26 protein-coding genes are annotated in these 26,740 nt (G+C 69.0%); 20 read left to right on the forward strand and 6 right to left on the reverse strand.

Annotation, left to right across the window (positions count from 1 at the left end; all coding sequences use genetic code 11):
* Positions 1-13 precede the first annotated feature (13 nt).
* The 5 genes from FB464_RS02145 to FB464_RS02165 all read left to right on the forward strand — a co-directional run bounded on the left by FB464_RS02145 (position 14) and on the right by FB464_RS02165 (position 5,089).
* A complete protein-coding gene (locus FB464_RS02145) occupies positions 14-763 on the forward strand; it encodes an ABC transporter permease (RefSeq protein WP_170151936.1) in 750 nt (249 codons plus the stop codon).
* Positions 756-1,655: an ABC transporter permease gene (locus tag FB464_RS02150; RefSeq protein WP_116415319.1), complete on the forward strand. Its 900-nt coding sequence runs from the start codon at positions 756-758 to the stop codon at positions 1,653-1,655. Before FB464_RS02145 ends, FB464_RS02150 begins: the two co-directional genes overlap by 8 nt.
* Before the next feature lie 70 nt (positions 1,656-1,725).
* The gene (locus FB464_RS02155; RefSeq protein ID WP_211327378.1) at positions 1,726-2,559 is read left to right on the forward strand and encodes an ABC transporter ATP-binding protein; all 834 of its coding nucleotides are present in this window, start codon (positions 1,726-1,728) and stop codon (positions 2,557-2,559) included.
* Positions 2,556-3,680: a methylenetetrahydrofolate reductase C-terminal domain-containing protein gene (locus FB464_RS02160; RefSeq protein WP_116415318.1), complete on the forward strand. Its 1,125-nt coding sequence runs from the start codon at positions 2,556-2,558 to the stop codon at positions 3,678-3,680. Before FB464_RS02155 ends, FB464_RS02160 begins: the two co-directional genes overlap by 4 nt.
* Positions 3,677-5,089 (forward strand): amidohydrolase family protein, encoded by a 1,413-nt coding sequence (locus FB464_RS02165; protein ID WP_246092881.1) that lies wholly within the window; start codon positions 3,677-3,679, stop codon positions 5,087-5,089. The genes FB464_RS02160 and FB464_RS02165 overlap by 4 nt, the downstream gene beginning before the upstream one ends.
* Here the strand turns inward: FB464_RS02165 and FB464_RS02170 are convergent.
* Positions 5,076-5,738, reverse strand: a complete 663-nt coding sequence (locus tag FB464_RS02170) for a cyclodeaminase/cyclohydrolase family protein (RefSeq protein WP_116415317.1) — start codon at positions 5,736-5,738, stop codon at positions 5,076-5,078. The genes FB464_RS02165 and FB464_RS02170 overlap by 14 nt on opposite strands.
* A 77-nt stretch (positions 5,739-5,815) precedes the next feature.
* Here FB464_RS02170 and FB464_RS02175 point away from each other — a divergent pair, with 77 nt between their 5' ends.
* The 12 genes from FB464_RS02175 to FB464_RS02230 all read left to right on the forward strand — a co-directional run bounded on the left by FB464_RS02175 (position 5,816) and on the right by FB464_RS02230 (position 19,753).
* A complete protein-coding gene (locus FB464_RS02175; protein WP_116415316.1) occupies positions 5,816-6,400 on the forward strand; it encodes a helix-turn-helix domain-containing protein in 585 nt (194 codons plus the stop codon).
* A 91-nt stretch (positions 6,401-6,491) separates the two neighbouring features.
* Entirely contained in the window at positions 6,492-7,790 is a 1,299-nt protein-coding gene (locus FB464_RS02180) for an FAD-binding oxidoreductase (RefSeq protein ID WP_116415315.1), read from the forward strand.
* Between the two features lie 83 nt (positions 7,791-7,873).
* The gene (locus FB464_RS02185; RefSeq protein ID WP_116415314.1) at positions 7,874-8,722 is read left to right on the forward strand and encodes a GntR family transcriptional regulator; all 849 of its coding nucleotides are present in this window, start codon (positions 7,874-7,876) and stop codon (positions 8,720-8,722) included.
* A 190-nt stretch (positions 8,723-8,912) separates the two neighbouring features.
* Positions 8,913-9,830 carry an ABC transporter permease gene (locus FB464_RS02190; protein ID WP_142206587.1) on the forward strand — a complete coding sequence of 306 codons (918 nt, stop codon included), beginning with the start codon at positions 8,913-8,915 and terminating at the stop codon, positions 9,828-9,830.
* Entirely contained in the window at positions 9,830-10,759 is a 930-nt protein-coding gene (locus FB464_RS02195) for an ABC transporter permease (RefSeq protein WP_116415313.1), read from the forward strand. Before FB464_RS02190 ends, FB464_RS02195 begins: the two co-directional genes overlap by 1 nt.
* A complete protein-coding gene (locus FB464_RS02200) occupies positions 10,756-12,453 on the forward strand; it encodes an ABC transporter ATP-binding protein (protein ID WP_116415312.1) in 1,698 nt (565 codons plus the stop codon). The genes FB464_RS02195 and FB464_RS02200 overlap by 4 nt, the downstream gene beginning before the upstream one ends.
* A gap of 105 nt (positions 12,454-12,558) precedes the next feature.
* Entirely contained in the window at positions 12,559-14,100 is a 1,542-nt protein-coding gene (locus FB464_RS02205; RefSeq protein WP_116415311.1) for an ABC transporter substrate-binding protein, read from the forward strand.
* A gap of 71 nt (positions 14,101-14,171) precedes the next feature.
* A complete protein-coding gene (locus FB464_RS02210; protein WP_142206588.1) occupies positions 14,172-14,840 on the forward strand; it encodes a flavin reductase family protein in 669 nt (222 codons plus the stop codon).
* Complete coding sequence (locus FB464_RS02215; protein WP_116415309.1) at positions 14,840-16,153, forward strand: NtaA/DmoA family FMN-dependent monooxygenase; 1,314 nt, start codon at positions 14,840-14,842, stop codon at positions 16,151-16,153. The genes FB464_RS02210 and FB464_RS02215 overlap by 1 nt, the downstream gene beginning before the upstream one ends.
* A 10-nt stretch (positions 16,154-16,163) precedes the next feature.
* Entirely contained in the window at positions 16,164-17,477 is a 1,314-nt protein-coding gene (locus FB464_RS02220) for an NtaA/DmoA family FMN-dependent monooxygenase (RefSeq protein WP_116415308.1), read from the forward strand.
* A gap of 34 nt (positions 17,478-17,511) precedes the next feature.
* A complete protein-coding gene (locus FB464_RS02225) occupies positions 17,512-18,312 on the forward strand; it encodes an alpha/beta fold hydrolase (RefSeq protein WP_116415307.1) in 801 nt (266 codons plus the stop codon).
* Between the two features lie 16 nt (positions 18,313-18,328).
* The gene (locus FB464_RS02230; protein ID WP_170151935.1) at positions 18,329-19,753 is read left to right on the forward strand and encodes an MFS transporter; all 1,425 of its coding nucleotides are present in this window, start codon (positions 18,329-18,331) and stop codon (positions 19,751-19,753) included.
* Here the strand turns inward: FB464_RS02230 and FB464_RS02235 are convergent.
* The 4 genes from FB464_RS02235 to FB464_RS02250 all read right to left on the reverse strand — a co-directional run bounded on the left by FB464_RS02235 (position 19,744) and on the right by FB464_RS02250 (position 23,519).
* Complete coding sequence (locus FB464_RS02235; protein WP_142206590.1) at positions 19,744-20,505, reverse strand: DUF4214 domain-containing protein; 762 nt, start codon at positions 20,503-20,505, stop codon at positions 19,744-19,746. The two genes, FB464_RS02230 and FB464_RS02235, sit on opposite strands and share 10 nt — an antisense overlap.
* Before the next feature lie 107 nt (positions 20,506-20,612).
* Positions 20,613-21,890: a hypothetical protein gene (locus FB464_RS02240; RefSeq protein ID WP_116415304.1), complete on the reverse strand. Its 1,278-nt coding sequence runs from the start codon at positions 21,888-21,890 to the stop codon at positions 20,613-20,615.
* Entirely contained in the window at positions 21,887-22,447 is a 561-nt protein-coding gene (locus tag FB464_RS02245) for an RNA polymerase sigma factor (protein ID WP_116415303.1), read from the reverse strand. Before FB464_RS02245 ends, FB464_RS02240 begins: the two co-directional genes overlap by 4 nt.
* A gap of 64 nt (positions 22,448-22,511) precedes the next feature.
* The gene (locus FB464_RS02250) at positions 22,512-23,519 is read right to left on the reverse strand and encodes an alpha/beta hydrolase (RefSeq protein WP_246092882.1); all 1,008 of its coding nucleotides are present in this window, start codon (positions 23,517-23,519) and stop codon (positions 22,512-22,514) included.
* A gap of 151 nt (positions 23,520-23,670) precedes the next feature.
* Between FB464_RS02250 and FB464_RS02255 the strand changes: the two genes are divergently transcribed.
* Together FB464_RS02255 and FB464_RS02260 are read left to right on the forward strand one after the other, a co-directional pair.
* On the forward strand, positions 23,671-24,477 hold the full coding sequence (locus FB464_RS02255; RefSeq protein WP_116415302.1) for a DNA adenine methylase: 807 nt from the start codon (positions 23,671-23,673) through the stop codon (positions 24,475-24,477).
* A 100-nt stretch (positions 24,478-24,577) separates the two neighbouring features.
* Positions 24,578-25,009, forward strand: a complete 432-nt coding sequence (locus tag FB464_RS02260) for a hypothetical protein (RefSeq protein ID WP_116415301.1) — start codon at positions 24,578-24,580, stop codon at positions 25,007-25,009.
* 24 nt (positions 25,010-25,033) lie between these two features.
* Here FB464_RS02260 and FB464_RS02265 read toward each other — a convergent pair whose 3' ends face one another.
* Positions 25,034-25,873 (reverse strand): helix-turn-helix transcriptional regulator, encoded by an 840-nt coding sequence (locus FB464_RS02265; protein ID WP_116415300.1) that lies wholly within the window; start codon positions 25,871-25,873, stop codon positions 25,034-25,036.
* Between the two features lie 102 nt (positions 25,874-25,975).
* On the opposite strand from FB464_RS02265, the gene FB464_RS02270 reads away from it, so the two are divergent.
* Positions 25,976-26,728, forward strand: a complete 753-nt coding sequence (locus FB464_RS02270) for an SDR family oxidoreductase (RefSeq protein ID WP_116415299.1) — start codon at positions 25,976-25,978, stop codon at positions 26,726-26,728.
* Positions 26,729-26,740 lie beyond the last annotated feature (12 nt).

Below are 26,740 nucleotides of genomic sequence, written 5' to 3' on the forward strand. Positions count from 1 at the left end.
CATGAGACGACGGATGACCGCGATCACGCTCGGCGTGCTCGGTACCCTCTCGGTGCTGGCCGTCTGGGCGGTGATCGTCGAGCTCGGGCTCGTCTCCGCGAAGTCGCTCCCGTCGCCGTTCGCCGTCGCGGGGAGCCTGCCCGCCCTGCTCGCCGACCCGAACTTCTCCGCCAGCCTCGCCGACACACTCGGTGCCTGGTTCGTGGCGATGGTGATCGCGAGCGTCTCGGCGATCGTGCTCGGGATGATCATCGGCACGGTGCACTTCCTGAGTGCGCCGGCGATGATCGTCGTGAATGCGCTGCGGTCGATCCCGTCGTCGGCGCTCATCCCGATCGCGATCCTGCTATTCGGGCTGGGTTCGTCGATGAAGATCGCGGTCGCCGTCTACGCCATCTTCGCCCTGGTGCTGATCAACACGATCTACGGCGTCGCCGGTCGCGAGCCGATGCGCATCGACGCGGCGCGGAGCATGCGCTGGAACTGGTGGCAGCAGTACCTCCACCTCACCCTGCCGTCGGCGACGCCGTCGATCGTCACGGGCATCCGCCTGGCTGCCGGCATCTCGCTGGTCGTGGTGATCAGCACCGAGCTGCTGGGCGCCAAGTCGGGGATCGGCATCACGATCATCCAGTACCAGCAGGCGCTCCGCATCGACATGGCCTACGCCTGCATCACCGCCGTCGGCATCGTCGGCGTGCTCCTCTACTCGATTCTGGCCGCTGCCGAGCGGGCGACGATCGATCGGATCCGTCTTGTCTGAAATCAGTGTCACCTCCACCCAGCCGATCACCTCTGGCCAGAGCGCGGCGGCGGCCCTGGTGGCCCCGGGGCGCGCTGGTGCCCGGGTGGTGGCGTTCTTCCGGCGGCTCCCGCGGTCGCTGCTGCGGCTCTGGATGCTCGTGCTGCTGCTCGCCGTGTGGGAGCTGGTGGCGCGCACCTCGCCCACGGTGTTCTTCCCGCCGTTCACCGTCGTCGTCGGCCAGTTCGGCACGGACTGGTTCGGCGGCCCCGACGCGCACCTCTTCCTCAGCGAGAAGTTCTGGTCGGCCGTGCCGATCAGCCTCTCGCGCCTCGCCCGTGGCTGGGGCCTGGCGGTGGTGCTCGGCGTCGTGATCGGGTTCGCCCTCGGCCGGAGCCCGCTTGTCCGCATGATGTACAACCCGATCATCCGGTTCTGGATGTCGGTGCCGAACGCTGCGCTGCTGCCGATCGCGATCCAGTTCTTCGGCGTCTCCGAGGCAGTCAACATCTTCCTGATCTGCTTCGGCAGCATGTGGCTGATCGCGATCAACACGGCAGACGGGGTGTCGGGTGTCGACCCGGACTGGCTCCGCACCGCCCGGAGTCTCCGCATCCCGCGCGGCGCGCTCTGGACCCGCATCATCGTGCCGGCAGCGAGTCCGCACATCCTCGCCGGGCTCCGGATCAGCGTGGGCTTCGCGCTCATCCTGATGATCGTGGCAGAACTTTACGCCACCACGTCGGGCCTCGGCCACGATGTGGCGCTCTACCAGCAGACCTTCAAGTACAGGCAGATGTGGTCGGCGTTCATCCTGATCGCCCTGCTCGGCATCGTCATCAACCTCGTTTTCGACGTCGTCGAGAAGCGGCTGCTGCGCTGGCAGCGGCGCGCCGGGCTCGCCAGCCTCTAGCACCGAACGACCGAACAACAGCCCAAACCGCACAACAGCCCGAACCGCACAACAGCAGGGAGAACCGACCATGGACATGGTGATCAGCGGAGTGACCAAGCGGTACGACTCCGCGAAGGGCAGCAAGCTCGCCCTCACCGAGACCTCCTTCACCATCCGGGAGAAGGAGTTCGTCACGATCGTCGGCCCCTCGGGGTGCGGCAAGTCGACCCTGCTGATGATGATGGCGGGCCTGCTGCCGACGTCGAGCGGCACGATCCGGCTGGGGGAGAACCTCGTGACCGGTCCCGCCGACGGGCTCGCCGTCGTGTTCCAGGAGTACAGCCGGTCGCTGTTCCCGTGGATGACTGTGGAGAAGAACCTCGCGATGGCGACGATCGCCGACCGGCTGCCGAAGGCCGTGGTGGCTGAACGGATCGCCCGCGCGCTGCATTCCGTGGGTCTTGAGGGCTCCGGGAAGCAGTACCCGTGGCAGCTGTCGGGAGGTATGCAGCAGCGGGTGGCGATCGCCCGTGCCGTGGTGGCCGAGCCGCGGGTGCTGCTGATGGACGAACCGTTCGCCGCGGTCGACGCCCAGACCCGTGCCGACCTCGAAGACCTGGTGCTGCGCATCCGCGACGAGTACGACGTGACCGTCGCGCTCGTGACACACGACATCGACGAGTCCGTCTACCTCGGCGACCGCGTGCTGGTGCTCGGGGCCAATCCGGGCCGGGTGATGGCCGACATCGCCGTGACACTGCCGTCGCCCCGCGAGCAGGTCGCCACGAAGCGGCTGCCCGCGTTCGCGGAACTCCGGAGCGACGTGTTCGAGCTGGTGATGCGGCCGAAACAGACGGCGAGCAGTGCGGCCACGGCCGCCGCCCCCGAGCTCGCCGAGGCCGCGCGCCCGGCCGTCGCATGAACCTCCTCCTGGCGAGCCCGGCCGCCGCTCCCGGCTGCCCGAAGCTCATGCACTACGGCCCCTGTGGCGGCGTCTCCGCCGACGGGTCGTGCGAGATCGCGCCGACGCCGTGCGTCTTCCTCGACCGCCCGACCGTCGCGTGGCCGGATGCGGCCGAGGCCGCGTCGGCGAGACCCGACCCGCTGCTGAACGGTTCGCTGGGCGCCGCACCGGGTCCGGCGCTGTTGCCGTCGCTGTCGCCGGGGCGCCGCACGCCCGCCGGCGAGGAGGTGCTGGCGATCATCCGGTCCCGACCGCTCGTGATGACGGGACTGCCCGCTGTGCCGATGGACAGCGCCTCGATCGCGGCCTGTGCCGACATCATGCGGGACTCCGTCGACGTGGTGCTCTCGGGTGACTCCGGGCGCGCGCGGGTGCAGTTCCCCCCGTCGTACCGTGCGGAGCTGATCCGGCGGAACGGTCTCCGCGCGTGGCTCGGGGTCAACTGCCGTGACCGCAACCGTGTAGCCCTCGAGGGCGAGCTGCTGGCGCTCGCCGACGCCGGGGTCGCCGGGGTGCACTGCGTGACAGGCGACCACACCGACCTCGGTGACCGGGCCGACGCGAAACCGGTGTTCGACCTCGAGGGAATCCAGCTGGTGCCGCGGGCGAGAGCTGCCGGGCTGCTCGTCTCCGTCGCGGAGTCGCCTGCCTCGCCGCCCGTCGACCGTCGCGCAGCGCGTCTCATCGAGAAGGCGCACGCCGGGGCCGAGTTCTGTCTGCCGCAGTACGCCGGGGAGACGTCCGATCTCGCTCGGTACATCGACGAAGTGCGTGCCGGTGGGGTCGACATCCCGTTCGTCGCGGGCGTGCCCGTCGTCATCGACCGCATCGGGGCCGAACTCCTCGCCTCGTTCGCCGCGGCGATCCTGCCGGCCGGGTTCATCGAGGGCATCCTCGACGCCCGCGATCCGTTCGAAGCGGGCATCCGGGCATCCGTCGCCCTCGCCGAAGAGCTGCTGGAGCTCGACGGTGTGGTCGGCATCGCCGCCGCTGGGGGGGCGCAGGTGGGGCAGGAACTGCAGTTCGCTCGGGCGCTTGCGCGCATCGGCGCCGAGCTCGGCGGAGGGGCGTCGCTGTGAGCGCCGCTGCCCGCACCGTTCTCACGGTCGTGAATGCCACGATCATCCCGGTCGCCGACGGTGTCGACTGGTTCACCGGGTGGATGACCGTGGGCGATGACGGCCGCATCACGGGCCTCGGCGAGGGAGACTGCCCCGAGCCCGCGGGTGAGATCGTCGACGCCGCCGGACTGTTCGTCGCCCCGGGCTTCGTCTCCGCGCACAGCCATCTGTACACCTCGGGGCTCCGCGGGATGGCGTCGGACCAGTCGCTCTACCCGTGGGTGCGGGCGAACGGCACTGTCGTGGCGGGTTCCGCCGACGAGGACCTCTACTGGTACACGCTGCACGGCTGCCTCGACTTCATCGGCAATGGCATCACCTCGGCCTACAACTTCACGCACTCGCGGGCGATCTGGCGGTACGACCCGCTCGCCGATGCGATCGAGAGCGTCGACCTCCGCCCGGTGGGGTTCCTCGAACGGCAGGTCGACGCTGCCGCCGATTCCGGGATCCGCATCCTGAACAGCATCCGGATCGACGGCGACGTGCAGCCGGAGGGCCAGGCGCTCGAGGTGTTCGCCGACACGCTCGACTACGTGGCAGAACGCACCCCCGCCGGCCAGGACCTCGGCGCCTCCGTCTTCGGCTCGGTGCAGTGGTCGAGCACGCCGCGCACCGCCGAGCTCGAAGCGCAGCTGATGCACGAGCACGGGATCGGCAACCAGGCGCACTTCGTCGAGACGGCCGAGCACATCGAGCAGCAGCGGGCGAAGTTCGACTGGTACGACGACGCGGGAGCGCTCGGACCCGGGTTCCTCTTCGGTCACTTCGTGCATCCGACCGACCACATGGTCACCCGGGCTGCCGAGACGGGCTGCGGCATGGTCTGGCAGCCCACCTCGAACGGGCGGTTGGGCTCGGGGATCGCCGACATCCCGCGCTTCACCGGGCTCGGGATGCCCGTGGGGGTCGGCCTCGACGACCAGTCCTGCACCGACAGTTCCGATCCGTTCCAGAACATGCGGATGGGCATGTACCTGCTCCGCGCCAGCCGGTCGGACGCCTCGGTGATCACCGCGCGCGAGATGCTGCGGCTGCACACGCTCGGCTCGGCGGAGGCGCTCGGGGTGGCGGAGCGCATCGGCAGCCTGGAGGTCGGCAAGTTCGCGGACTTCGTGATCGTCGACCCGCAGCGACCCGACACCGGACCGGTCTGGAACGTTCTCGCCACCTACGTGCTCGCCTGCGGGCTCCGCAACCTCCACGAGGTCTACATCGGCGGCCGGCTCGTCAGCCGCGACGGCGTCTCGACGACCCATGACTCGGGCGAGGTGCGGAGTGAGCTGCACGAACGGATCGCCCGCGCCGCCGGAGTGAGCGGCATGCCGCTGGCGCCCGTGATGGTGCGCGATGTCAGAAGCGTGTGACGTCGTGCTCGATCAGTGCGGCCGTCTGTTCGAGGCCCGGCAGGGCACGGCGGAGCTCTGCCACTCCGGCGAAGAGGCCAGCATTCTCCCGCCTCAGCAGGGCGGCGTCGACGGTGTGCGCGAGGGCCGAGGTCAGATCGACGCCGAGGTTCACGATGCTGGCCCGGATGACCGTGCTGAGGGTGAGTGCGGCGACCGCCACATCGGTGCGGAGCGCCGGGGTGCCGAGCCGGGAGAGGTTGGCCAGCAGCGGGGCGAAGCCCACCGCGGTGCGGCCGAGGTCGAAGGCGGAGGCGGCAGCCGAGAGACTCGCCTGCACGATGGCGGACGAGCGCTCGGCGCCCTCCTCGATCCGGAATGCTGTGGCGAAACCCTTCGACGCGGCGGCGTCGGCGTCCGCCAGCGCCGGCGCACGTCGCTGGAGGGCGTGGGCTTCGGCGGCGATCCCGGCCACGCGGTCGGCGGCCTCCGCCGGCGTTCCCGGTTCGGCGGTGGCGCCGTATCCCGCGACCATCGAAGCGAGGCCGGCCGCGATGCCGAGGAGCACCGCGGACGCGGCCCCGCCACCCGGGTTCGGGATCGGCGCGGCGAGGGAGTCGAGCCAGGTGCTCACGGTCTGGCCGGCAGTGCTGGTAAATTCGGAGTCCACGCTTCAAGGATAATTGTTGATGACACTGCAAAGTTGCACGGGGCTGCTGACCGGCGGAACAGGGAAGGTGGGTCTCGATGAGCATCGTCAACGATCATGAACTGCGGCTCGGCCGCATCATCCACGACCGGCGGAAAGACCGGGGACTCCGACTCGTGCAGGTGGCGGAGGCGACCGGCCTCTCGCACTCGTTCCTCAGCCAGCTCGAGCGGGGCAAGACGCGCGCGAGCATGCGCTCCCTGTTCGCGATCGCGAACGCCCTCGACACGACGCAGGAGGAGCTCCTGGCAGCGAGCTCTCTGCCGGGCGACGATGACAGCCATGGCGCACCGAGTGCCCAGCTGGCCGCCGAGAGCCCGCAGCGGCGGGGTGCAGAACCGTCCGCGCGTCTCCTGATGCATGCCGGTTCGGCGATCGATGTGACCGAGTTCATCGACCTGCCCACCGAGCACGGGGCGTTCTTCCAGCATCCCCGCCCCGAGCTGATCTACGTGGTGCGCGGGCAGGTCGAGTTCCAGATGCGCCAGCAGGAGAACTCTCCCGTCACGTCGATGATGCTCCAGGAACGCAACTCCGTGCTGTGCCCCGGCAACTTTCTGCACCGCTACCGTTCGGTCGGCACGGCCCAGACGGTGGCGCTGATGATCCACTACGACGGCTGAGCGGAAACCTGCTCGTCACACAGGGGAAATCTGACTGACAATCTGGGCGTTAGTGTAATCAATACTTACATTATTGATCGGAAAGACAGTCATGCCCCTCGACGTTCTCCTGGCCGACCTCCGTGCGATCGTCGGTGAGAAGGGAATCCGCACCAGCCTGGCCGCCCGCCAGCGGGCCTCGGTCGACGAGGCGGCGATGTCGCCCCTCCTCGCGTCCCGGCTGCCCCTCGGGCTCGCCGATGTCGTGGTGCTCCCCGCCACAATCGGTGAAGCGCAGGCTGCGGTTGCGCTGGCCGTCGCGCACGGGGTTCCGCTCACCGCGCGGGGTAAGGGGACCGGCAACTACGGCCAGGCGATTCCGGCGTTCGGCGGGATCGTGCTCGACCTGACGAGGCTCCGCACCGTCCTCGACGTGGGGGAGGGGATGATCGTGGCGGAGGCGGGCGCCAGGATGATCGATCTCGAGCTCCGCGCCCGCGACCACGATCAGCAGCTGTGGATCTTCCCGTCGACCGTGCAGAGCACTCTCGGCGGGTTCCTCGCCGGAGGTTCCGCCGGCACCGGAACGATCCAGCACGGAAACACCCGCCAGGGCTTCGTGGTCTCGCTCGACGTGCTGCTTGCGACAGAGGGTGCACCGCTCGTGCACGTCGAGGGCGGGGCGTGCAACGACTATCTGCACAGCTTCGGCGTCACCGGCATCATCGTGCGGGCCACCGTGCGGCTCGAACCGGTGGCCGACTGGACGGCGGTGTACGCGAGCTTCGCCGACCTCGGTGAGGCCACCCGTGCCCTCCGCGCGGCGGGAGCCGTGCGGCCGGCGCCCCGGCTCGTCTCCGTCGACGATGCCGGGATCGTCGCAGCGCTCCCGGCCGACGAAGCGCTGCCGACCGGCCGGGCGAGCCTCCGTGTGGTCGCCGAACGGAGCACCGTCGCGGAGGTCGAAGCGATCATCCGCTCGGGCGGAGGCCGTGTCGAGGCGGTGCGCGACGGGTTCCGGAGCGCCCTCGAGCTCAGCCTGCTGTCGTACAACCATCCGAGCTGGTGGCTCATCCGGTCGGCTCCCGGCCGGATCTTCCACCTTGAGATCTTCGGCGAGGAACTCGTCGACCGCCCGCACGAGATCCAGGCCGCGCTGCCCGGCGGACGGCTGCACGTCGAGGTCGGCCACTCGTTCACGTTCGGGGCCATCAATGCCGACTATGACGACGAGACCAGCATCACGTCTGCGCTCGAGGTGCTCACCGCGCTCGGAATCGCGACCCACAACAACCACGAGTGGTTCATCGACCAGCGGGTCGACGAATTGCGGTCGATCGCCCGGCGCACCGATCCGCAGGGCCTCCTCAATCCGGGGAAGTTCGCCGGGCCCTCACCCAGACAGCGGTAACAGGCTGTTCACAGAGGGTGACCTCGCCCGCAAAATGCGTCGCCTAGGGTGTGAGCAACCCGAGTTCGGCTGGAGCCCATCACATGCCCCGAGACATGCCCCGAGACAGGAGAGACGACTCCGAACTGATCGAGGCCATCGGGCGCGCCCGCGCCGGCAGCGAGTCGCGCATCCGCGAACTGCTGCAGAGCTCACCGCGGCGGGCCCACACGCTGCTTCGGGCGAGCATCCGGCGTGGACTCCTCGGCGACACCGACCAGGTCGAGGAGAACGAGCTCGTTCTCTCGATGATGATGAGCCGCAACAGCATCCGGAGCGCCCTGGCGATGCTCGGCAACGAGGGGCTGATCCGCCGGCGCCAGCGCATCGGCACGAACGTGGTGGGCTCGATCTTCGAGCTTCCGCTGTTGTCGCTGCTGCCGACCCAGGGATGGCAGGTCGCGTCGGAGACCCTCGAGCATCCGAGTTCCATCCGGATGGAGTCGAAGCTCGTCGAACAGTCCGTGGTCATCGCCCACGAGCACGTTCGCTCACGGCTCGGGATCGACACCGACCGGGTGATGATGCGCGAGGACATCGTGAGCATCGACGGCATGCCCGTCGGGGTGATCGTGGGGTACTACGCGATCGTGGAGCAGCTTGCGAGCGGCGAGATCAGCGACACCGCCGAGTACCTCGACCAGCTCCGTCGGCGGCCGACGACCCAGTACGAGGCGACGGTCGAGGCCGTGAACTCCGACGAGCGCACGGCGAAACTGCTGGAGATCAAGGAGGGGGCGGCGATCCTGACCCGCGAGACCCTCATCCGTGATGCCGACGGCACCGCGCTGATGATCGCGTACGGGCACTACCGCGGCGACCGGGTCGCTCTCTGGGCGGAAGACAAGCGCGTGATCGCCATGAAGCCCGCCGAGGACAGCGCCGCAGCCTGATGCCAACCGGCGAATAGCGCGGTCGTCCTCGTAGAGGTGCCGATCAGAAGCGCTTTTGTCCATTTGTGAACGCCGCGCAATCTAAAGATAACCGCGCGGATGCGGGACCGAAATGTGACTTCGCTCTAATGGTTCATGGGCACCAGCAGGACGCCCGCTCCCATCCCCCCCAAACGACGAAGGGACAGACGTGGCTCGATTCATCGGTCGCCGGCTCATCCAGGGCCTTGTGACGGTCTTCGGCGTCGTGACGGTCGCATTCTTCCTCGTGCGCCTCAGCGGCAATCCGGCGGCGCTCCTCCTCGGCCCCGAAGCGTCACCGGCCGACATCGAGAAGCTCAGCGCCACGCTCGGCTTCACCGCGCCCCTGCCGGTGCAGTACTTCAGCTTTCTGGCCGCGCTGGCGCAGGGTGATCTCGGGATGTCGCTCCGGCAGAACCTGCCGGCCCTCGACCTGGTGATGATGCGGTTGCCGGCGACGCTCGAGCTCGCGCTGAGCTCCTTCGTGCTCGGGATCGTGCTCGCGTTCGTCGTCGTGCTGGCGATGCAGCTGCTCGCCTCATCCCGGCTCCGGAGCGCCGTGCTGTGGCTCGCCAGCGCCCGTCAGGCCGTCCCCTCCTTCTGGCTCGGGATCATCCTGGTGATCGTGTTCGCCGTCGAGCTCGGCCTGCTGCCGGCCCTCGGCAACAACACGCCGCAGTCGATCATCCTGCCGGCGATCACGATCGCGACCCTCGAACTGGCGCTCTACATCCGGCTGCTCGACACCGGGTTCGGGGAGCAGCACCGGCAGGACTACGTGCGGACGGCCTACGCGAAGGGACAGCGGCGGAGCGTCGTCATCCTGAAGCACATGCTGCCGAACGCACTGCTGCCCGTGATCACGGTCGCGGGGCTCAACCTCGGCGCACTGCTGGGGGGCACGGTCGTCGTCGAGCTGGTCTTCAACTGGCCCGGCATCGGACAGCTCCTGATCGCGTCGATCAGCCAGCGCGACTACGCGGTGGTGCAGGCGGCCATCCTCGTCATCGCCCTCTTCTTCGTCGTCGTGAACTTCGGTGTCGACCTTCTGTACGGTGTGCTCGACCCGAGAGTGAGGCTCCGCTGATGACCCAGACCGAAGACGCAACGAGCCTGGCCGGGCGGGTCGGCAATCCCTTCCCGCGGGGCCTCCGGCCCGGCACCACGCCCCGAACGAAACGCCGCGGGGCCGCCTGGCAGAAGTCGACACCATCGTTCTACGTCGCTGTCGGCATGGTCGCGATCGTGCTGCTCGTGATCGTGATCGTGCCCCTCCTGCCGATCTTCGATCCGACGTCGCAGGATCTGAAGCTGCGCTTCCTCGATCCGTTCACCGACCCCGCCCACCTGCTCGGAACCGACGCCCTCGGGCGTGACATGCTCTCCCGGCTCGCGCTGGCCGGGAGGGTGTCGCTCAGCATCGCGGTGCCGGCGGTCGTGCTCAATCTCATCATCGGAGTGACACTGGGGCTGCTCGCCGGGTATTTCGGCGGCAAGCTCGACAACGTGATCTCGGCCCTGGCCGACATCCAACTCGCCATTCCGATCATGCTGCTGCTGATCGCGGTCGTCTCCGCCCTCGGCCCGTCGGAGATCACCTTGATCGTCGTCATCGGTGTCGCGAACTGGGTGGGCTACGCCCGGGTCTCGCGGGCGACCGCCTGGTCCCTCCGTGAGCGGGAGTTCATCTGGGCGCCGAAGACCCACGGGGCGTCCGAGGCCTGGATCCTCCGGAAGCATCTTGTGCCGAACGTGATCCCGGCCCTCGCTGTTCTCGTGCCGTTCGACATCGGCATCATCGTGCTTCTTGAGGCCGCCCTCTCGTTCCTCGGCCTCGGCATCCAGGCGCCGACCCCGAGCTGGGGCGGCATGATCAAAGACGGCCAGGCGTACCTCCGTGACGATCCGATGATCACGATCTTCCCCGGCATCATGCTCTTCATGCTCGTTGCCGGCCTGCAGTTCATCAGCCAGCGCTTCACCGGCGACCGGCAGCCCGATCGGAGTGGCTCATGAGACCCGTCCCCAGCAACAGCCCCGTTCTGGTCGTCAAGGACCTCGTCATCCAGGCGGGCCCGAAAGACGACCCGACGACACTCGTCGACGGCATCAGCTTCGACGTGTACCCGGGCGAGGTCGTGGCCCTTGTCGGCGAGTCCGGTTCGGGCAAGTCGATGACGATGCTCTCGACCCTCGGCCTGCTGCCGCGGGGCGTGCGGGTGACGTCGGGTGAGATCCTGCTCGGCGGCCAGAACCTGCTCACCATCGCTCCCGAGGCGCTCCGGAAGGTGCGCGGCGGTGACCTCTCGATGATCTTCCAGGATCCGATGACGTCTCTGAACCCGGTGCAGCGCATCAGCACGCAGCTCGCCGAGATGATCACGCTGCACGAGAAGGGGCTGAGCCGCGAGCAGGTGAGGGAGAAGTCCCTCCGCCTGCTGAAGCTCGTGCACCTCCCGGAGCCGGAACGGCGGCTGCGGGCCTTCCCCCACGAACTCTCCGGTGGCCAGCGGCAGCGCGTGATGATCGCGATGGCGATCGCCCACGAACCCCGCATGCTCATCGCGGACGAACCGACCACGGCGCTCGATGTCACGGTGCAGGCGCAGGTGATGGATGTTCTGCAGGAGGTGCGCGAACGCATCGGCTCCTCGCTGGTGCTGGTCACGCACGACCTCGGCCTCGTGGCCGAGAACGCCGACCGCGTGCTGGTCATGTTCAAGGGGAGGATCGTCGAGTCGGGCAGTGTCATCGACATCTTCGAACGCCCCCGGGACCCGTACACGATCCGGCTGCTGTCGAGCATCCTGCCGGTGACCGGCGACCATGTCGGGACGGCGACCGCCGTGCACTCGATCGTGACGGCGGACCAGGCCGACGAGACGGAGGCCCACGCGGCGGCGAACGCCGTCGTGCGGGTGAAGGACGTGAAGGTCCACTACCCGATGCGGGGGGCGTGGGGACGGAAGGTCGAGCCGTTCAAGGCGGTCGACGGTGTTTCGTTCGACCTCAGCGCGGGAACCACCATGGGCCTCGTCGGCGAGTCGGGCTGCGGCAAGTCGACGCTGGTGCGGGCCATCCTCGGCATGCAGAAGCTCACCGCGGGCAGCGTGAACTTCGAGGGCAAGGACGTGTCGGCGATGTCCGATCGCCAGCGCCGTCCCCTCCGCCCCGCGATCCAGGCCGTCTTCCAGGACCCCTACTCCTCCCTCGATCCGCGGCTGAGCGTGCACGACATCGTCGCGGAGCCCCTGCGGATCAACGGCAAGTACACCGCCGCCCGGGTCGAGGAGGTGCTCGACCAGGTCGGCCTGACGAAGGAGATGGCGGGTCGCCGTCCCGCGGAGTTCTCGGGCGGCCAGCGCCAGCGCATCGGCATCGCCCGGGCCCTCGCCCTCAAGCCGCAGGTGCTCGTGCTCGACGAACCGACCTCGGCCCTCGACGTCTCCATCCAGGCCCAGGTCATCGCCCTGCTCAAAGACCTGCAGGCCGAACTCGGCCTCGCCTACCTCTTCGTGTCGCACGACCTCTCGGTCGTCCGCACCCTGGCCAACCACGTCGCCGTGATGTACCAGGGCACCTTCGTCGAGACCGGGCCGACCGCCCGGGTCTTCGATTCGCCGCAGCACGCCTACACCCAGAGGCTGCTCGCGTCCGCACCCGTTCCCGACCCCCGTCGCCGACAGCGCTCGGGGGTGGCCGCCGCCTAGCGGCAGCACCTCCTCTCTCCAGCGCAGCCGGGTCGCCGAGCGGCCCTCTTCGAGCGAACCCGCTCTGCGCTGTCTTCGTCAACCCCAGAAAGGATCCACCTCCCTATGTTCACTCGAACAAAACGCTTCGCCGCCATCGCGGTGACGGCCGGTGTCATCATCGCCCTGACCGCCTGCAGCGCGGGCTCCTCGTCAGACTCTGCGACGAGCTTTCCCGAGCACGCAGACTCCATCACCGTCGCCCAGCCGGCAGATCTCAAGACCCCGGATCCGGTCATCGACAACGGGCTGCTCAGCCTGAACATCTTCCACGCGGTCTTCGACCAGCTCACCGAGGTCGACGGATCGGGTGGACTGCAGCCCCGGCTCGCCACCTCGTGGGAGGCCAGCGCCGACGCCAAGACCTGGAGCTTCACCCTCAACAGCGCGGCGAAGTTCTCCGACGGCACGCCCGTGACCGCCGACGACGTCATCTTCAGCTTCCAGACCGTGATCGACACCTCGACGTCGCTGAACCACATCTACACGAACAACATCGAGAGCATGACGTCGACCGGCGCGGACAACGTCACATTCACCCTCAAGTCGGCTGACGCCAACTTCACCCGGATCGTCTACTACATCTCGATCGTGCCGAAGGCCGTCTACACCGCACTCGGCGCCGAAGGGTTCGCCAAGGCCCCGATTGGCTCCGGCCCCTACACCTTCGTCAGCTGGACACCCGGTGTGTCGACCGTGCTGAAGAAGAACCCCGATGCCTGGGGCGCCCAGGGGACCATCACCGACGTCACCATCGTGCCGGTCGCCGATTCCGAAGCGCGGGTCAACGGCCTGCTCTCCGGTTCGATCGACCTCACCGCCATCGCGCCGTCGCAGGTCGACACCGTGAAGAACGCCGGCTCCGGCTACTCCGAGGTCAGTGCGCAGAGCAACCAGCTCGTCTACCTCGGCATGAACACCCTCACCGGCCCGCTCGCGAACGCCGACCTCCGCGAGGCCATCAGCATGGGCATCGACCGCGCCACGCTCATCGACACCCTGCTCGGCGGCAACGGCACGGTCGCGACTGCGGCCTCCGTCACTCCCGACGTGAACGGGTACGACGACAGCCTCGCTCCGCTGCCGTTCGATGTCGACAAGGCCAAGGCGCTGGTCGCGTCATCCGGTTACGACGGCAGCCCGATCGTGTTCAACTACCAGACCGACGGCAACGTTCCGATGACGAACGAGATGGCGCAGTCGATCGCCGCCCAGCTCGCCGACATCGGCGTGAACGTCACGCTCACCGGTGGGGACATCGCGAGCTTCACCCTGCTCTGGACCTCGAAGCAGCTCCAGGGTCTCTACCTCTACCAGTTCTCCCCGTCGATGATGGATGCGGCCACGACGCTGAACTATCTCTACGGCCCCACCGGGTACGCGCTCTTCTCCGACCCCGACCTGAACGCGCTGATCGTCGAAGCAGGCACCACGGTCGATCCGGATGCCCGCAACGCCGTCATCGCGAAGATCTGGGCCATCAACGCCGAGAAGAACTACATCGCGAACGTCGACTACTCGGTGGGCACCTACGGGTTGTCGTCGCAGCTGGACTGGACGCCGCGGGCCGACGGCCAGGTCGACTTCCGCACCGCTTCCTGGAAATAAGTGATCACGGCGGGCGCCCTGAACGGGCGTCCGCCCCCAGTGAGGCACGCCTCCAAGTGAAGGAACTCGACTTGTACTTAGCAGACGACACCGGATCGAACTTCGATTTCATCTGGATGATCAAGAACTCCGTCGTGCCGCGCCCCATCGCCTGGGTGCAGACCCAGAATGCGGCGGGGCGCGGCAACCTCGCACCGTACAGCTACTTCAACCTCGTCTCGATGGACCCGCCGACCCTGATGATCTCGTTCGTCGGCCAGAAGGACAGCTACGACAACATCAAGGAGACCGGAGAGTTCGTCGTCAACATGGTGAGTGAGGGCCTCGCCGAGGTCGAGACGGCCAGCGCCGCCATCCTCCCCGCAGAAGTCGACGAGATCGCCCTGCTGGGCCTTGCGACGATCCCCTCGACCCGGGTCGCCCCGCCCCGGCTCGCCGTGGCGAAGGTGGCGCTCGAATGCGTCTTCCTCAGCGAGATCGAGGTGTACGACACCCGCGTCATCATCGGGCAGGTGCTCGGCATCCACGCCGACGACGACATCCTCGACGAGTCGGGGCGGGTCGACGTGCTGAAGTACCGGCCCGTCGGCCGTCTCGGCGGCTCGCTCTACACCACCGTCACCAACCAGTACCGGCATGTCGTGCCGGGCGCCACCCCGGAGTGGATCGGCGCCCAGCCCGGAGGCGAAGCAGCCCTTGTGGCGCTCGGCGCCTCAGAACCTCAGAAGGAGAACCACTAATGTCCGCAGATCCCTTCCACCTCGCGTGGTTCACCCCGTTCAAGGCCCCCGCGTGGAAGAGCCCCTGGGCCTCCGACACAGCCCTGACCTGGTTCAACGGCGACTACTACATCGACATGGCGAAGCAGCTCGAGCGCGCCGGGTTCGACTTCATGATGTTCGAGGACTCGACTCTCGTGTCGAACTCCTACGGCGGTACCACCGAGAACGACCTGAAGCACGCCCTGCACGCGCCGAAGGCGGATCCGGTTCCCCTGCTGCCCCTGCTCGCAGCGGCCACCGACCACATGGGGTTCATCGCGACCATGTCGACCTCGTTCTACCCGCCGTTCATCGTGGCCCGCGTGATGGCCACGATGGACCACCTCACCCGGGGCCGCATCGGCTGGAACGTCGTCACCTCCAGTGAAGACCTCGCCGGACAGAACTACGGCCTCGACCAGTTGCTGCAGCACGACGAGCGGTACGACATGGCGGAGGAGTTCGTCACCGTCGTGAAGAACCTCTGGGACTCGTGGGAGCCGGGCGCGATCGTCGCCGACCGCGAGACCGGCTACTACGCCGACCACACGAAGGTGCACGAGATCAACCACGTGGGCAAATACTTCAAGGTGCGCGGCCCGTTGAACCTCCCTGCGGGCCCGCAGGGGCATCCGGTGATCTGCCAGGCCGGTGGTTCGCCCAAGGGCCGCGACTTCGCGGCCAAACACGCCAACGTGCTGCTCGCCTCCACGGGGTCGGCCGAGGCGATGAAGGAGTACCGCGACGACATCCGCGCCCGAGCGGCGGCCCACGGCCGGAACCCCGACGAGGTGAAGGTGATGTTCATCATCCAGCCCGTGCTCGGAGAGACCCAGGCCGACGCCGAGGAGCTCTTCGACCGCACGTACGAGATGAGCCAGGCGCAGATCGAGACGCTGCTCGGCATCATGTCGATCACCATGGAGATCGACTTCAAGCAGTTCGACCTCGACAAACCGCTGCCCGACGACGTGCAGACGAACGGGCACCAGTCGGGCCTCGCCGGGTTCCGGAAGGCCGCCGGCGGCCGCACCATCCGCGAGGCGCTGAGCGCCCGCCCCGGGGGAGTGCGCCTCGTCGGCACCCCCGACTCCGTGGCGGAGCAGATGGACGAGGTGATGGAGTTCGTCGGCGGCGACGGGTTCCTGATCCGCGGGGAACCCGTGCGCACCCACTCCCGTCGCTACATCGACGAGATCGCCTCGGGCCTCGCTCCTGCGCTCCGGCGTCGCGGGCTCATCCGCAGCGACTACGACAAGTCGACCTTCAAAGCCAACCTGGCCTCGTTCTAAGGACTCCCGGATGACCGTGAAACCCTTCCACCTCGGCTGGTTCCTGAACGGCACCAGCGTGCCGGCCTGGGGGCAGCCCTTCTCCGGCGCGATCGGTACGCAGTGGCAGTCGGCCGAGATCTTCGTCGACCTCGCCCGGGCGATGGAGCGAGCCTGCTTCGACTACGTGCTGATCGAGGACAACACCTTCGTCGGCGACCGCTACGGCGACTCGATGGAGGTGTACCTCAAGCACGCCTTCCAGGCGCCACGCCAGGACCCGATGATCGTGGCCACGCTGCTCGCGCAGGCCACCTCCAAGCTCGGCATCATCCCGACCGCCGGCTCGTTCGCCTACCACCCGTACATGCTGGCGCGGCTGGTCGGGTCGCTCGACCAGCTGTCGAAGGGCCGGATGGGCGTCAACCTCGTCACCGGCACCAGCGACCGTGCCCTGCAGAACTACGGCTACCCCGGCATGGGCGAGCACGACTCCCGCTACGACACGGCGGAGGACTTCATCAACGCCTCACTCGCTCTCTGGGACACCTGGGAACCGGATGCGGTCGTCGCCGACGTGCACACCGGCGTCTGGGCCGACCACACCAAGGTGCATCGTGCGGACTTCGAGAGCGCGACGTACTCCACCCGCGGGCCGCTCAACTCGGGTCCGCTGCCGCAGGGGCGGCCGATCATCTCGCAGGCCGGGGGGTCCCCCCGCGGCATCGCGTTCGCCGCGAAGTACGCCGACACGGTGATCGCGATCCAGGCCACGCCCGCGAAGATGAAGGAGTACCGCGACAAGGTGCGGGAGGCGGCCGTCTCGTTCGGCCGGAACCCCGACGACGTCAAGGTGCTGTTCGGCATCTGGCCGACGATCGGCTCCAGCCAGTCGGAGGCCGACGATCGGATCGCGGCCGCACGGGCCGGGGTGGCCGCGAACCTCGAGGTGGCGCTCGCCGCGATGGCGAAGAGCACGGACATCGACTTCGCGAACGTCCCGCTCGACGTGCCCCTCGGCGAGCTCGGACTCTCGACCAACGGCACCCAGCAGTTCGCCGAGTTCTCCGCCCGGAACGCCACGCTGACCCTCCGGGAGGCGACCATCGCGCGCAGCGGCGCCGCGGGACCCGCGCTGGCAGGAACACCCGACCACGTCGCCGGCCTGATGGAGGACATCATGGCGGAGGTCGGCGGCGACGGCTTCCTGATCGGCACGAACGGTGTCACCCGCCGTTTCATCGCCGAGATCACCGACGGTCTCGTGCCCGAACTGCAGCGCCGAGGGCTCACCCGACGCGGCTACTCCTTCGACCAGCTGCGCGACAACCTGCTCGAGTTCTAGAACATCCACATCCCTTCTGAAAGGCAACACTCACATGCGCGGATACGTCGACACCGACTGGGGCCAGCTGCACTACCGAACGAGCGGGCCGGCCGTCGCTGACGGCGGACCCGTCGCCGTGCTCTTCCACGAATCGCCCCGGTCGTCGCTCGTCTACGAGCCGATCATGGCCGCTCTCGGGGAGTACCTCACCGCTTTCGCCTTCGACACCCCCGGCTTCGGGCTCTCCGACTCCGCACCCGAGGGGGCGACGATCCCGGAGTACGCCCGCATCTTCCTGCAGGCGATCGACGCTCTCGGCATCGGCGGGTTCACAGCGGTCGGCATGAAGACCGGCAGCTCGCTCGCCACCTCGGTCGTGACCCTGGCCGGCAAGGATCGCGTCCCGAAGGCCGTGCTCTACGCGCTGAACCCACCGGATGCCGAGAAGAGCGAGTACTGGGCCGTGAACTGGGCACCCGACCTGCCGGTCACCGAAGACGGGTCGATCTTCGACTACCTGTGGAAGAAGAACGTCGGGCTCTACGGCACCGACAGCCCCCGGGATCTCTCGCTCTGCGTCGCGGAGACCGTCGTCAACCTCGAACGGTACAACTCGATCTACCCGGCGGTCTTCCGCTTCGGGCCGACCACTTTCGAACTGAACGAGAAGCTCGTGGCGGCGGGCGTGGCCATCACGGTCATCCAGCCCTCGGCCGAACAGATGACGCCGAACGACCCGCTGGAGTTCTTCCACCTGCCCGGCACCACCGATGTGTTCATGCCCGTCACCGGACAGTTCGCCTCGCGCGCACCGAAGGAATTCCTCGAAGCCATTGTCGCTGTCGCCGGCTGACACCCGGGCGACGGCGGTGCCCCCGGGCCCGCCGTCGCTCGGGCCGGTGCTGCTGCCGCTCAGCGGGCTCCTCGTCGCGCAGTTCGTCTCCGGCCTCTCGGCGACGATCGTCGCGACCTCCATCCCGACGATCATGCACACGCTGTCGGGGCCGGCGAGCCACGCGACCTGGCTGGTCGCCGCCACGATCCTCGGCAACACGGCCAGCACGCCGATCTGGGGTCGGCTGGCCGACCTGTTCGCCCCCAAACGCATCGTACAGATCGCCATCGCCCTCTTCGTTCTGGGGTCGATCGGGGCAGGGCTGTCGGCCGACACGACGCAGCTGCTCACGGCGCGGGCCGTCCAGGGCATCGGGCTCGGCGGCCTCGGGGCCTCTGCGGCGGTGGTCGTGGCGATGCTGGTGAGCCCCCGGGAACGCGGACGCGTGAACAGCTGGCTCGTCAGCGTGCAGACCACCGCCACGATCCTCGGTCCGGTCGTGGGCGGGTTCATCGTGCAGTCCACCCTCGGCTGGCGGTGGTGCTTCTTCGTCGCGGTCCCGCTTGCGGTGGCCTCGATCGTGGTGCTGGCACTGACCCTGCGGCTCGCCGAACGGCCGGCCCGGGCATCCGGTCGCACCGACATCGCGGGTGCGTTCCTGATCGCCACCGGGGTCACCGCGGTGCTCATCGCGGTCACCACCCTGAGCGACGACGACTGGTCGTTCACGCCAGTCAGTGCGCTGGTCGGCGGCTACGGGGTGGTCGCCATCATCGCTCTCGTGATCGTGGAGCTGCGGGTCACGTCGCCGGTGATCCCGCTCCGGCTGCTCGCCCAGCGCACCGGCGCGCTCTGCGTGACCGCCGCGTTCACCATCGGCTTCACGCTGTTCGGCGGCTCGGTCTTCGTGACCCAGTACCTGCAACTCGGCCTCGGCATCCCACCCGCGACGGCCGGCCTCCTGCTGGCGCCCATGGCCATCGGCACGGTCGGCGCCTCGATTCTGGCGGGCCGGATGATCAGCCGCACCGGCCTCGTCAAAGCAGTACTGGTCGGCGGGGCATCCCTCTGCCTCGCGGGGAACATCGCCCTCGCACTGGCACCCCTCGCACCCCTACCGCTGGCCCTGGTCGGCACGGTGCTGCTGAGCGCGGGGCTCGGGTCGACCACCCAGAACCTCGTGCTGGCCGGACAGACGGTGGCGGGCGCGAACCGTGTGGGGTCGGTGAGCGCGACGGTGATGTTCTTCTTCACCCTCGGCGGCACGGTGGGGCTGGTGCTGCTCGGGGCCGTGCTCGCGCACTCGGTGTCGGGCCTCCGCGCGTCGGGGGCGAGCGAACAGCTGGCCTACAGCGCGGGGCTGCCCACGGTGTTCGCGCTGTCTGGCGTCTCCACGCTGGTAGCGCTCGTCGCGCTGGTGTTCCTCCGGAGCATCCGGCTGGCGTCGGCTCAGGGGTAGCGAAGGCCCGCCAGGGCGTAGTACTCGTCGCTGCTGGTGAGGCCCGAGCGGGTGGCGGCATCTCCGTTCGCCAGGTTGAAGTCGCCCCAGGCGACCACTCCGCTCGCGTCGGGGGCGCGGTGGAAGTAGGTGGAGTACATGACGCTGACGCGGTCGCGGGCAGCCTCCGTCGAGCCGTAGATCGACGTGACGAGCAAAGGCCGGTCGAGCCCGTAGGTCGGAAAGGTGCCGGGGCCGGGCGGGAAGGAGAGATGGGACGAGCGGGTCAACCACGTGCTGCTCTCCTCGAACGACGGCGTTCGACCGAGGATGTGCTGGTAGAGCGCTGCGATCACCGTCCAGTCGCTGTTCCCGCTGTTGATGTAGAACTCGTCGGACTGGTAGAACGCCCGATCGACGTCGTCGGTGCCGAGTATTCCGCGGTGCATTCCGTCGAGCCAGCTGGCCCGCCCGCCCGCCTCGGGTTCGCGCCCGAGAATCGTGCGGTAGGCGTTGTCGATGCGGATCAGCCGGTACTCATCGCTGTCGGCGAAGCCCGCCGCGACAGAGCTCCGGGGGCTGCCGGCGGCGAGTTTCGCCGACCAGAAGGTCACGTCGCTGTTGCTCGGGAGCCGGCCGAGGTAGTCCTGGTAGAGCGCCGTCACGTAGGCCGCGCGGGCGGGCGCGGGCGCCGCTGAGGCTGCTGGCGCCAGGGCCGTCGTGAGCCCGGCCACCATCAGAACGGCCGCCACGGCCGCCACCAGTCGTTTCATCTTCGTACCCCCGAAACTCCGTGCCCCGGCGGCGGTGCCCGCGTCGACGACACTGGCGCTCCGGATGCCGCACCAAAGTAGCACGGCACGGGCCCCCGGGCCGGGAGTCACCCGCCCACATTCGCGAGCACAGTCGCCGCGAAGCCCCGCAGCGTGTCGTCGGAGGTCGCCGTCGGCACCTTCAGCTCCACCCAGCCGCCGTCGATGAGGATGCTGAGGCGGGTGGTTCCCTCGCTGTCGGCGACGTAGGCCTCGCCCGGGTAGCCGGTCACCGCGGTCCACGACAGGGAGGGATCGGCATCCCGGAACTCGGCGAAGTACGAGGCCCCGCCGGGGAGCACGGAGGCGCTCACTCCGCTTGTGCTCCGGTCGAAGTCCCAGCTGCACCAGAATGCGCCGACGTTCGGGCCGGCGTGGAAGCCGGAGAAATCGTACTCGCCGCCGTCGGACTTGAAGATGTTCACCTCGTCGGCACCGAACCGGGAGAGCAGTTCGTCGTCGCTCGCCAGTTCCTCGCAGGTCGTCGCCCCGGTGAGGGTGGCTCCCTCCGGCTGCCAGAGCGGTGCCGGGGCGGGGAAGGCTCCGACCGTGGCGACGAGCGACGTGAACGACTGGCGGATCTGCTCCCGCTGGTCGGCCGTGAGGTCGCTGGTCGCCGGAACGCGTTCGTCGAACACCACGCCGTAGTCGCCGACGAGCGCGATGAAGGCGCAGAAATACCCGTTACGGGTCACGCACTGCGACGCCGCCCCCGGTGCGATTCCGTCCTCGGGCGTCGAGCCGGTCCACCCTTCGCCCTGTACGACGCTGTCGTACTGTTCAGCCGTGACACCGGGCACGATCTTGAGGGAGAAGGAGGGCTGCGAATTGTCGAACGACGCGCCTTCGCCGCTGAACGAACAGTCGAGCGCTCCCAGCCGTCTGTCGGTGTAGAAAACGGGGTTGTCGAACGACTCGACAGCCACCGGTACGACCGGCAGTCCCAGGATCGCCTCCGCGTCGGTCAGCGACAGCAGTGCTTCACAGGTCGACGGCACCCGGATGACCGGGGCCACCGGATTCGGAGCGACCGTCGGTGTCGGCGGTGCGGTGGTCGGCAGAACGGTCGGAGCCGGCGAGGTGGGCGCCGCCGTGGTGGTGGCCGGTGCGGGCGGGGCCGCCCCGAACCACGCGCTGCCGTTCAGGGCGAGCGCGGCTGTGCCTGACCCGACGAGGGCGGTGAGCACCGCGACGACCACGATGATGCCGGCCCGGCGACGGCTGTGGCCGGGAGTCGAAGAGGGCACGGATGCCGCGCCGGAACGCTGCTCTGCCGCGACCGTCTCCACGAGCATCCGCCGGATGGCGTCGCTCCGGGCGGGATCGAATTCGGGTTGCGGGTTCATCGTGCACCTCCTGACGTGTTCGCGAGCCGTCTCTTCGCGCGGGACAACCGCGACTTCACGGTGCCGGCGGGCACCCCGAGGGCTTCGGCGGCCTGCTCTGTGGTGAGTTCTTCGATCACGCAGAGCGTGATCACGTTCTGGTCGTTCGGGCTGAGCGCGGCGAAAGCGCTCTGCACGCGGGCGCGGCGCTCGCGGCCGTCGAGCCGGGCATCCACGTCATCCGACGGGTCGGCCTCGGCCGTGGGCGGCGGCAGGATGTCGATCACCGCGCGGTACCGGCGGGCCGAGCGCACGAGGTTCCGGCACACGAAGTTCGTCGTCACGAGCAACCAGCCGACGATCGAGCCGTCGACGACGCGCACCGCGTCCCGCCTCCGCCACGCTTCGAGGAAGACCAGTGCGGTGGCGTCTTCGGCGTCGTGCGGCGAACGGAGCACCCGGAGGGCCTGGCCGAACACGCGGTCGCGGTGCGTGTCGAACATCACCCCGAAGGCTGTTGCGTTGCCGGCGGCGGCGCGGATCCACGTCGCCGCTTCGTCTGTTGTTCCTGTCCCCATACCCTCTAGTGTCCGGCAGGGCGGGAATGGTTCCCTTTCTGCCGCGCCCGGGACGGGGCCGTGTTCAGGCGGGTTGGCTCGTCACGCTGTTGACGAATGTGGTGACGCGTTGCCAGACCGTCTGCGACTCGGGGTACCGGTAGTTCTGCTGCCAGGTGTGGCGCGTGTTGGCGTTCGCACTGGGGTAGATGATGGTCTCGACCGGCACGAGGGCCGCGCGGAGGCGCTCGACGAAACGCAGGTTCGACTCGTAGAAGTAGTCGCTGGCGGAGGTCGTCACGAAGACGGCAGGATGCCCGGGCCCGATCCACTCGATGGGGGAGAGGTAGGCCGCCGCCCTCCGGAGGGTCCCGCGCCGGGCGGGTGCGGCGGCGGTTCCCCGCGGGTGCAGCAGCCGCACGAACCCGCGGCCGAGGATGGGCGCCCGGGCGAAGAACATCGAGAAGTCGACGGCGCTGCAGTGCAGCACGAGCCCCTGCACCGTCGGCGTGGCCTTTTCGGCAGTCATCCCGAAGTGTGCGCGCAGTTCCGGGCTGCCGGATGTCGCGGTGAACAGCGCTGCGATGTGGCCGCCCGCGGAGTCGCCGCCCAGCACCACCCGGGCGGGGTCGCCGCCGTGGGCGCGGATGTTCTCGTGCACCCAGCGCACGGCTGCGTCGGCGTCGGCGAGCTGGTGATCCATCTGGAAGCGTCCTGCTCGGCGGTAGTTGACGTTCACCACGACCATGCCGGTGGCGGCCTGGTGCGCGCAGTACTTCGTGACGGTGGCCTTGTCGCCGGAGGTCCAGCCGCCGCCGTGCAGGTAGATGTAGACGGGGAGGAGCGCGCGGGGCGCGAGGACAGGTGTCGGGGCGATCACGTCGAGCCGATGCGCCGGATGCCCGTCACCGACGTAGTCGATGTCGTCGGTGTGCACGACCCCCGCGATCGGGTGCTCGTTCATGCGTTTCGTCTCGGAGCGCTGGATGAGGAACATGCCGGCCCGGAACGCCCACACCGGCGTTCCGCGGAAGAGCGAGCGGGCCGCCAGATGCAGTCGCGGCACGGTCGCGGCGGCCTCGTGTTCGTGCATTGCTCCACCGTACGTCCCGCCCCGGGTAGGGACGCTGTGCGCGCACCCTGCGGGCGCTGGGAATCGTGCACGAGAGTGTTCAGGAGCGGCGGGTGCACCTGCTGGCGGGCCGGTCGGGCCGGTCGGGCGGTGACCTCGGCGAGAATGGAGTGTGTCCCGACGTCCCCGGCCCCTCGCTCCGCCCTACCTCTACCCGGGTGGCACGCGCCGGCTCGCGGACTTCGCCCTCGACATCGTGCCGGAGTACTTCGGCGCCTACCACGAACCCTTCCTCGGTGGCGGAGCCGTCGCGATCGGGCTGATGGAGCAGAATCCCGACACCTCCTTCCGCCTGTCGAGCGACGATTCGGAGCTCGTTCTGACGTGGCAGGTGCTGCAAACCGACAGCGACCGGCTGGTGCGGATGATCGCACAGCACCGCGATCGGCATGACCGGGCCCATCGGGCGGCCGTCGAGGCGCAGGCGGATCCGGAAGCCGGCGGAGGGAACAGCGGGAGCCTCGGGCCTCTCAGCTCACTCTCGCCGGTCGAGCGGGCAGCCCGTTTCGTCTACCTCCGCGGCAGCGCGGGACGGGACGCGGTCGCGTTCGACGAGGCGAACCTCCGCGGGGTGGGACGGCTGCTGCAGAACCGTGACGTCACCGTCACCGAGCAGCACTTCTTCAGCATCGTCGCCGAGGTCAGGGAGGAGGACCTGGTCTACTTCGATCCGCCCTTCGCCGGGGCCGGTCCCGAGTTCGTTCGCGAGACCCGCAGCCTCGTCAGCACGTTGACCGCGCGGGGCGCGTACCTGCTCGCGCCGCAACCGGTCGCTGCCGGCGGGGCCGACGCGCCGGCGATCTATGCCGGCTGGACGATGATGGCGGTGGCGGCCGACCGCGGCGACGGCGACGTGCTCTGGGCGAACGGCACCCTCGACCGGGTGCGCCGCCGCGCCCTCAACCGGCTGGACGGGTAGCGCGCGCCGGCGCACTCCGCATTCCGCGCTCCGCGCCCCGATGGCCTCCGGAGTCGGATGCCTCGGGTGGTTACCGGCCCGGTCTTGTACAGTTTCGAGCATGGATGCCTGCGCCGAACTCGCCGCGCTCGCGGGCCGCATCGGGGCTGACGATCCGGCTCCCCGCGACTTCCTCCTCCGTCTCGGATCGGAGGCTGCGGGCATCCGCCGCGGCCCGCTCTGGATGATCGACGCTGCGCTCGCGGGCCGCAACCGCCTGCCGGGCCGGCGTTTCGCCGCACCGTTCGACGACGGCACGAACGGGCAGGCCAGGCATTTCGCCGGCACAGCCGTCTCGGCGACGCGCCTGGGGGCAGCGGTGACCCGGTGGGTGTCGGTGCACGTGCGGCGCGATCCTCTCGACTCGGCCGACGGCCGCCTCGGCGAGCAGGCCATCACGTTCGCGGGGCTCGTGCTGGCCGGCGAGTTGCCGGTGTCGGGCACGCCTGGCTGGATCGCCGAGAACCTCTGCTCCGGGCATCCACCCGCCTGAGCGTACCCGCCCGCGCGGCCCGGTTCAGGCGCTGAACTGCTGCGTGCCGAGCACCGAGAGCAGCTGGAGCTTCTCGTACCCTTCCGTTCCGGGCGACGCGGTCAGCACGAGGAGCGTCTGGGCCTGGTTCTCGGTGAAGAGGGCCTGGCAGTCCACCTCGATCTCGCCGAGTTCCGGGTGGATGAGCGTCTTGTGGTCGTCGAACCGGGTGCGCACCTCGTGCCGCTCCCACACCTCGCGGAACTCCGGGCTCTCTGCTCGGAGCCGCGTTACGATCTCGGTGGCGCGTGACTCGCCGCCGCCGACGGAGATCGCCGCGCGGAGCCCGGCCGCCTGGATGGAGCTCTGCCGGGCGTGGTCCCGCTCGGGGTAGCGCGCCCGCTCGGCCGGGTCGGTGAACCAGCGGTAGAAGGCGCTCCGATCGAGTCCCGTGAATGCGCTGTGGTCGCCGAGGAGCGCGACGGCGAGGCGGTTCTCGGCGAGGGTGTCGCCGAGGTCGGAGAGCACCATCGCCGGGCTGTCGTCCAGCCGGTCGAGCACACGGAGGAGGGCTGGGCTGACGTGCTCGGTACGCCGGCTGCGGCGGGGTGCGGTGTGGCCGGCGAGGCGGAAGAGGTGGTCCCGTTCATCCAGAGTCAACCTCAGGCCCCGGGCGATCGCGGCCAGCATCTGCTCGGAGGGCTGCGGCCCCCGCTGCTGCTCCATGCGGGCGTAGTAGTCGCTCGACATGCCCGAGAGGCTCGCGACCTCCTCCCGGCGGAGACCGCTCGTGCGGCGGCGCGCCCCGGGCGGCAGCCCGACATCGCTCGGCGCCAGCGCCTCACGGCGGCGGCGCAGGAAGTCTGCGAGCCCGGGTCTGTCCATGGCTCCATCATGCCTCGTGTGCGGGCGGTTCAGGCAGGGACTGCCGATCCGTGGCTGAACGCTCCTCTTTTGCTGCTGTTCGACAGGCCGCAGTCTGGGGACATGAACATTTCAGGGAACACCATCTTTCTTCCGGGCGGCACGTCAGGCATCGGCCTCGGGCTCGCCCAGCGGTTCGCGGCAGCGGGCAACACCGTCATCGTCGGCGGTCGGCGGCGCGAATTGCTCGATCAGATCACCCGCGACAACCCCGGCATCGAGGGCGTCTACATCGACACGGCCGACGCCCAGTCGATCGTGGATGTCTCGGCCGAGGTACAGCGCCGCTGGCCGGCCACCAACGTGCTGATCGCCATGGCGGGCATCATGCGCCCCGAGAACCTGCACAGCGCCGACTTCCTGGCGGCGGCTGAGGCGACGGTGACCACCAACCTGCTCGGGCCGCTCCGCCTCATCGCAGCGTTCGGATCGTTCCTGGCCGGGCAGCAGGACGCCGCGATCATGACGGTCTCGTCGGGACTCGCCTTCACGCCGCTCGCGCACACCCCGACGTACAACGCCACCAAGGCGGCGATCCACTCGTTCACGGAGATCCTCCGGCTGCAGCTCGCCGACACGTCGGTGCAGGTCATCGAGCTGGTGCCGCCGGCTGTGCAGACCGAACTGCAGGGCTCTGCGTCGGCGACGAACCCGCACGCGATGCCGCTCGACGCGTTCCTCACCGAGGTGATGGGGTTGCTCGAGTCGCAGCCCGAGGCGCACGAGATCCTCGTCGAGAACGTCAAGCCGCTGCGTTTCGCCGCGGTGAACGGCACCTACGACCAGGTGGTCGGGATGCTCGCGGCCTCCCGCTAGCTGTCTGCGCAG

The sequence above is a fragment of the Subtercola boreus genome, assembly GCF_006716115.1.
Classification (GTDB): Bacteria; Actinomycetota; Actinomycetes; order Actinomycetales; family Microbacteriaceae; genus Subtercola; species Subtercola boreus.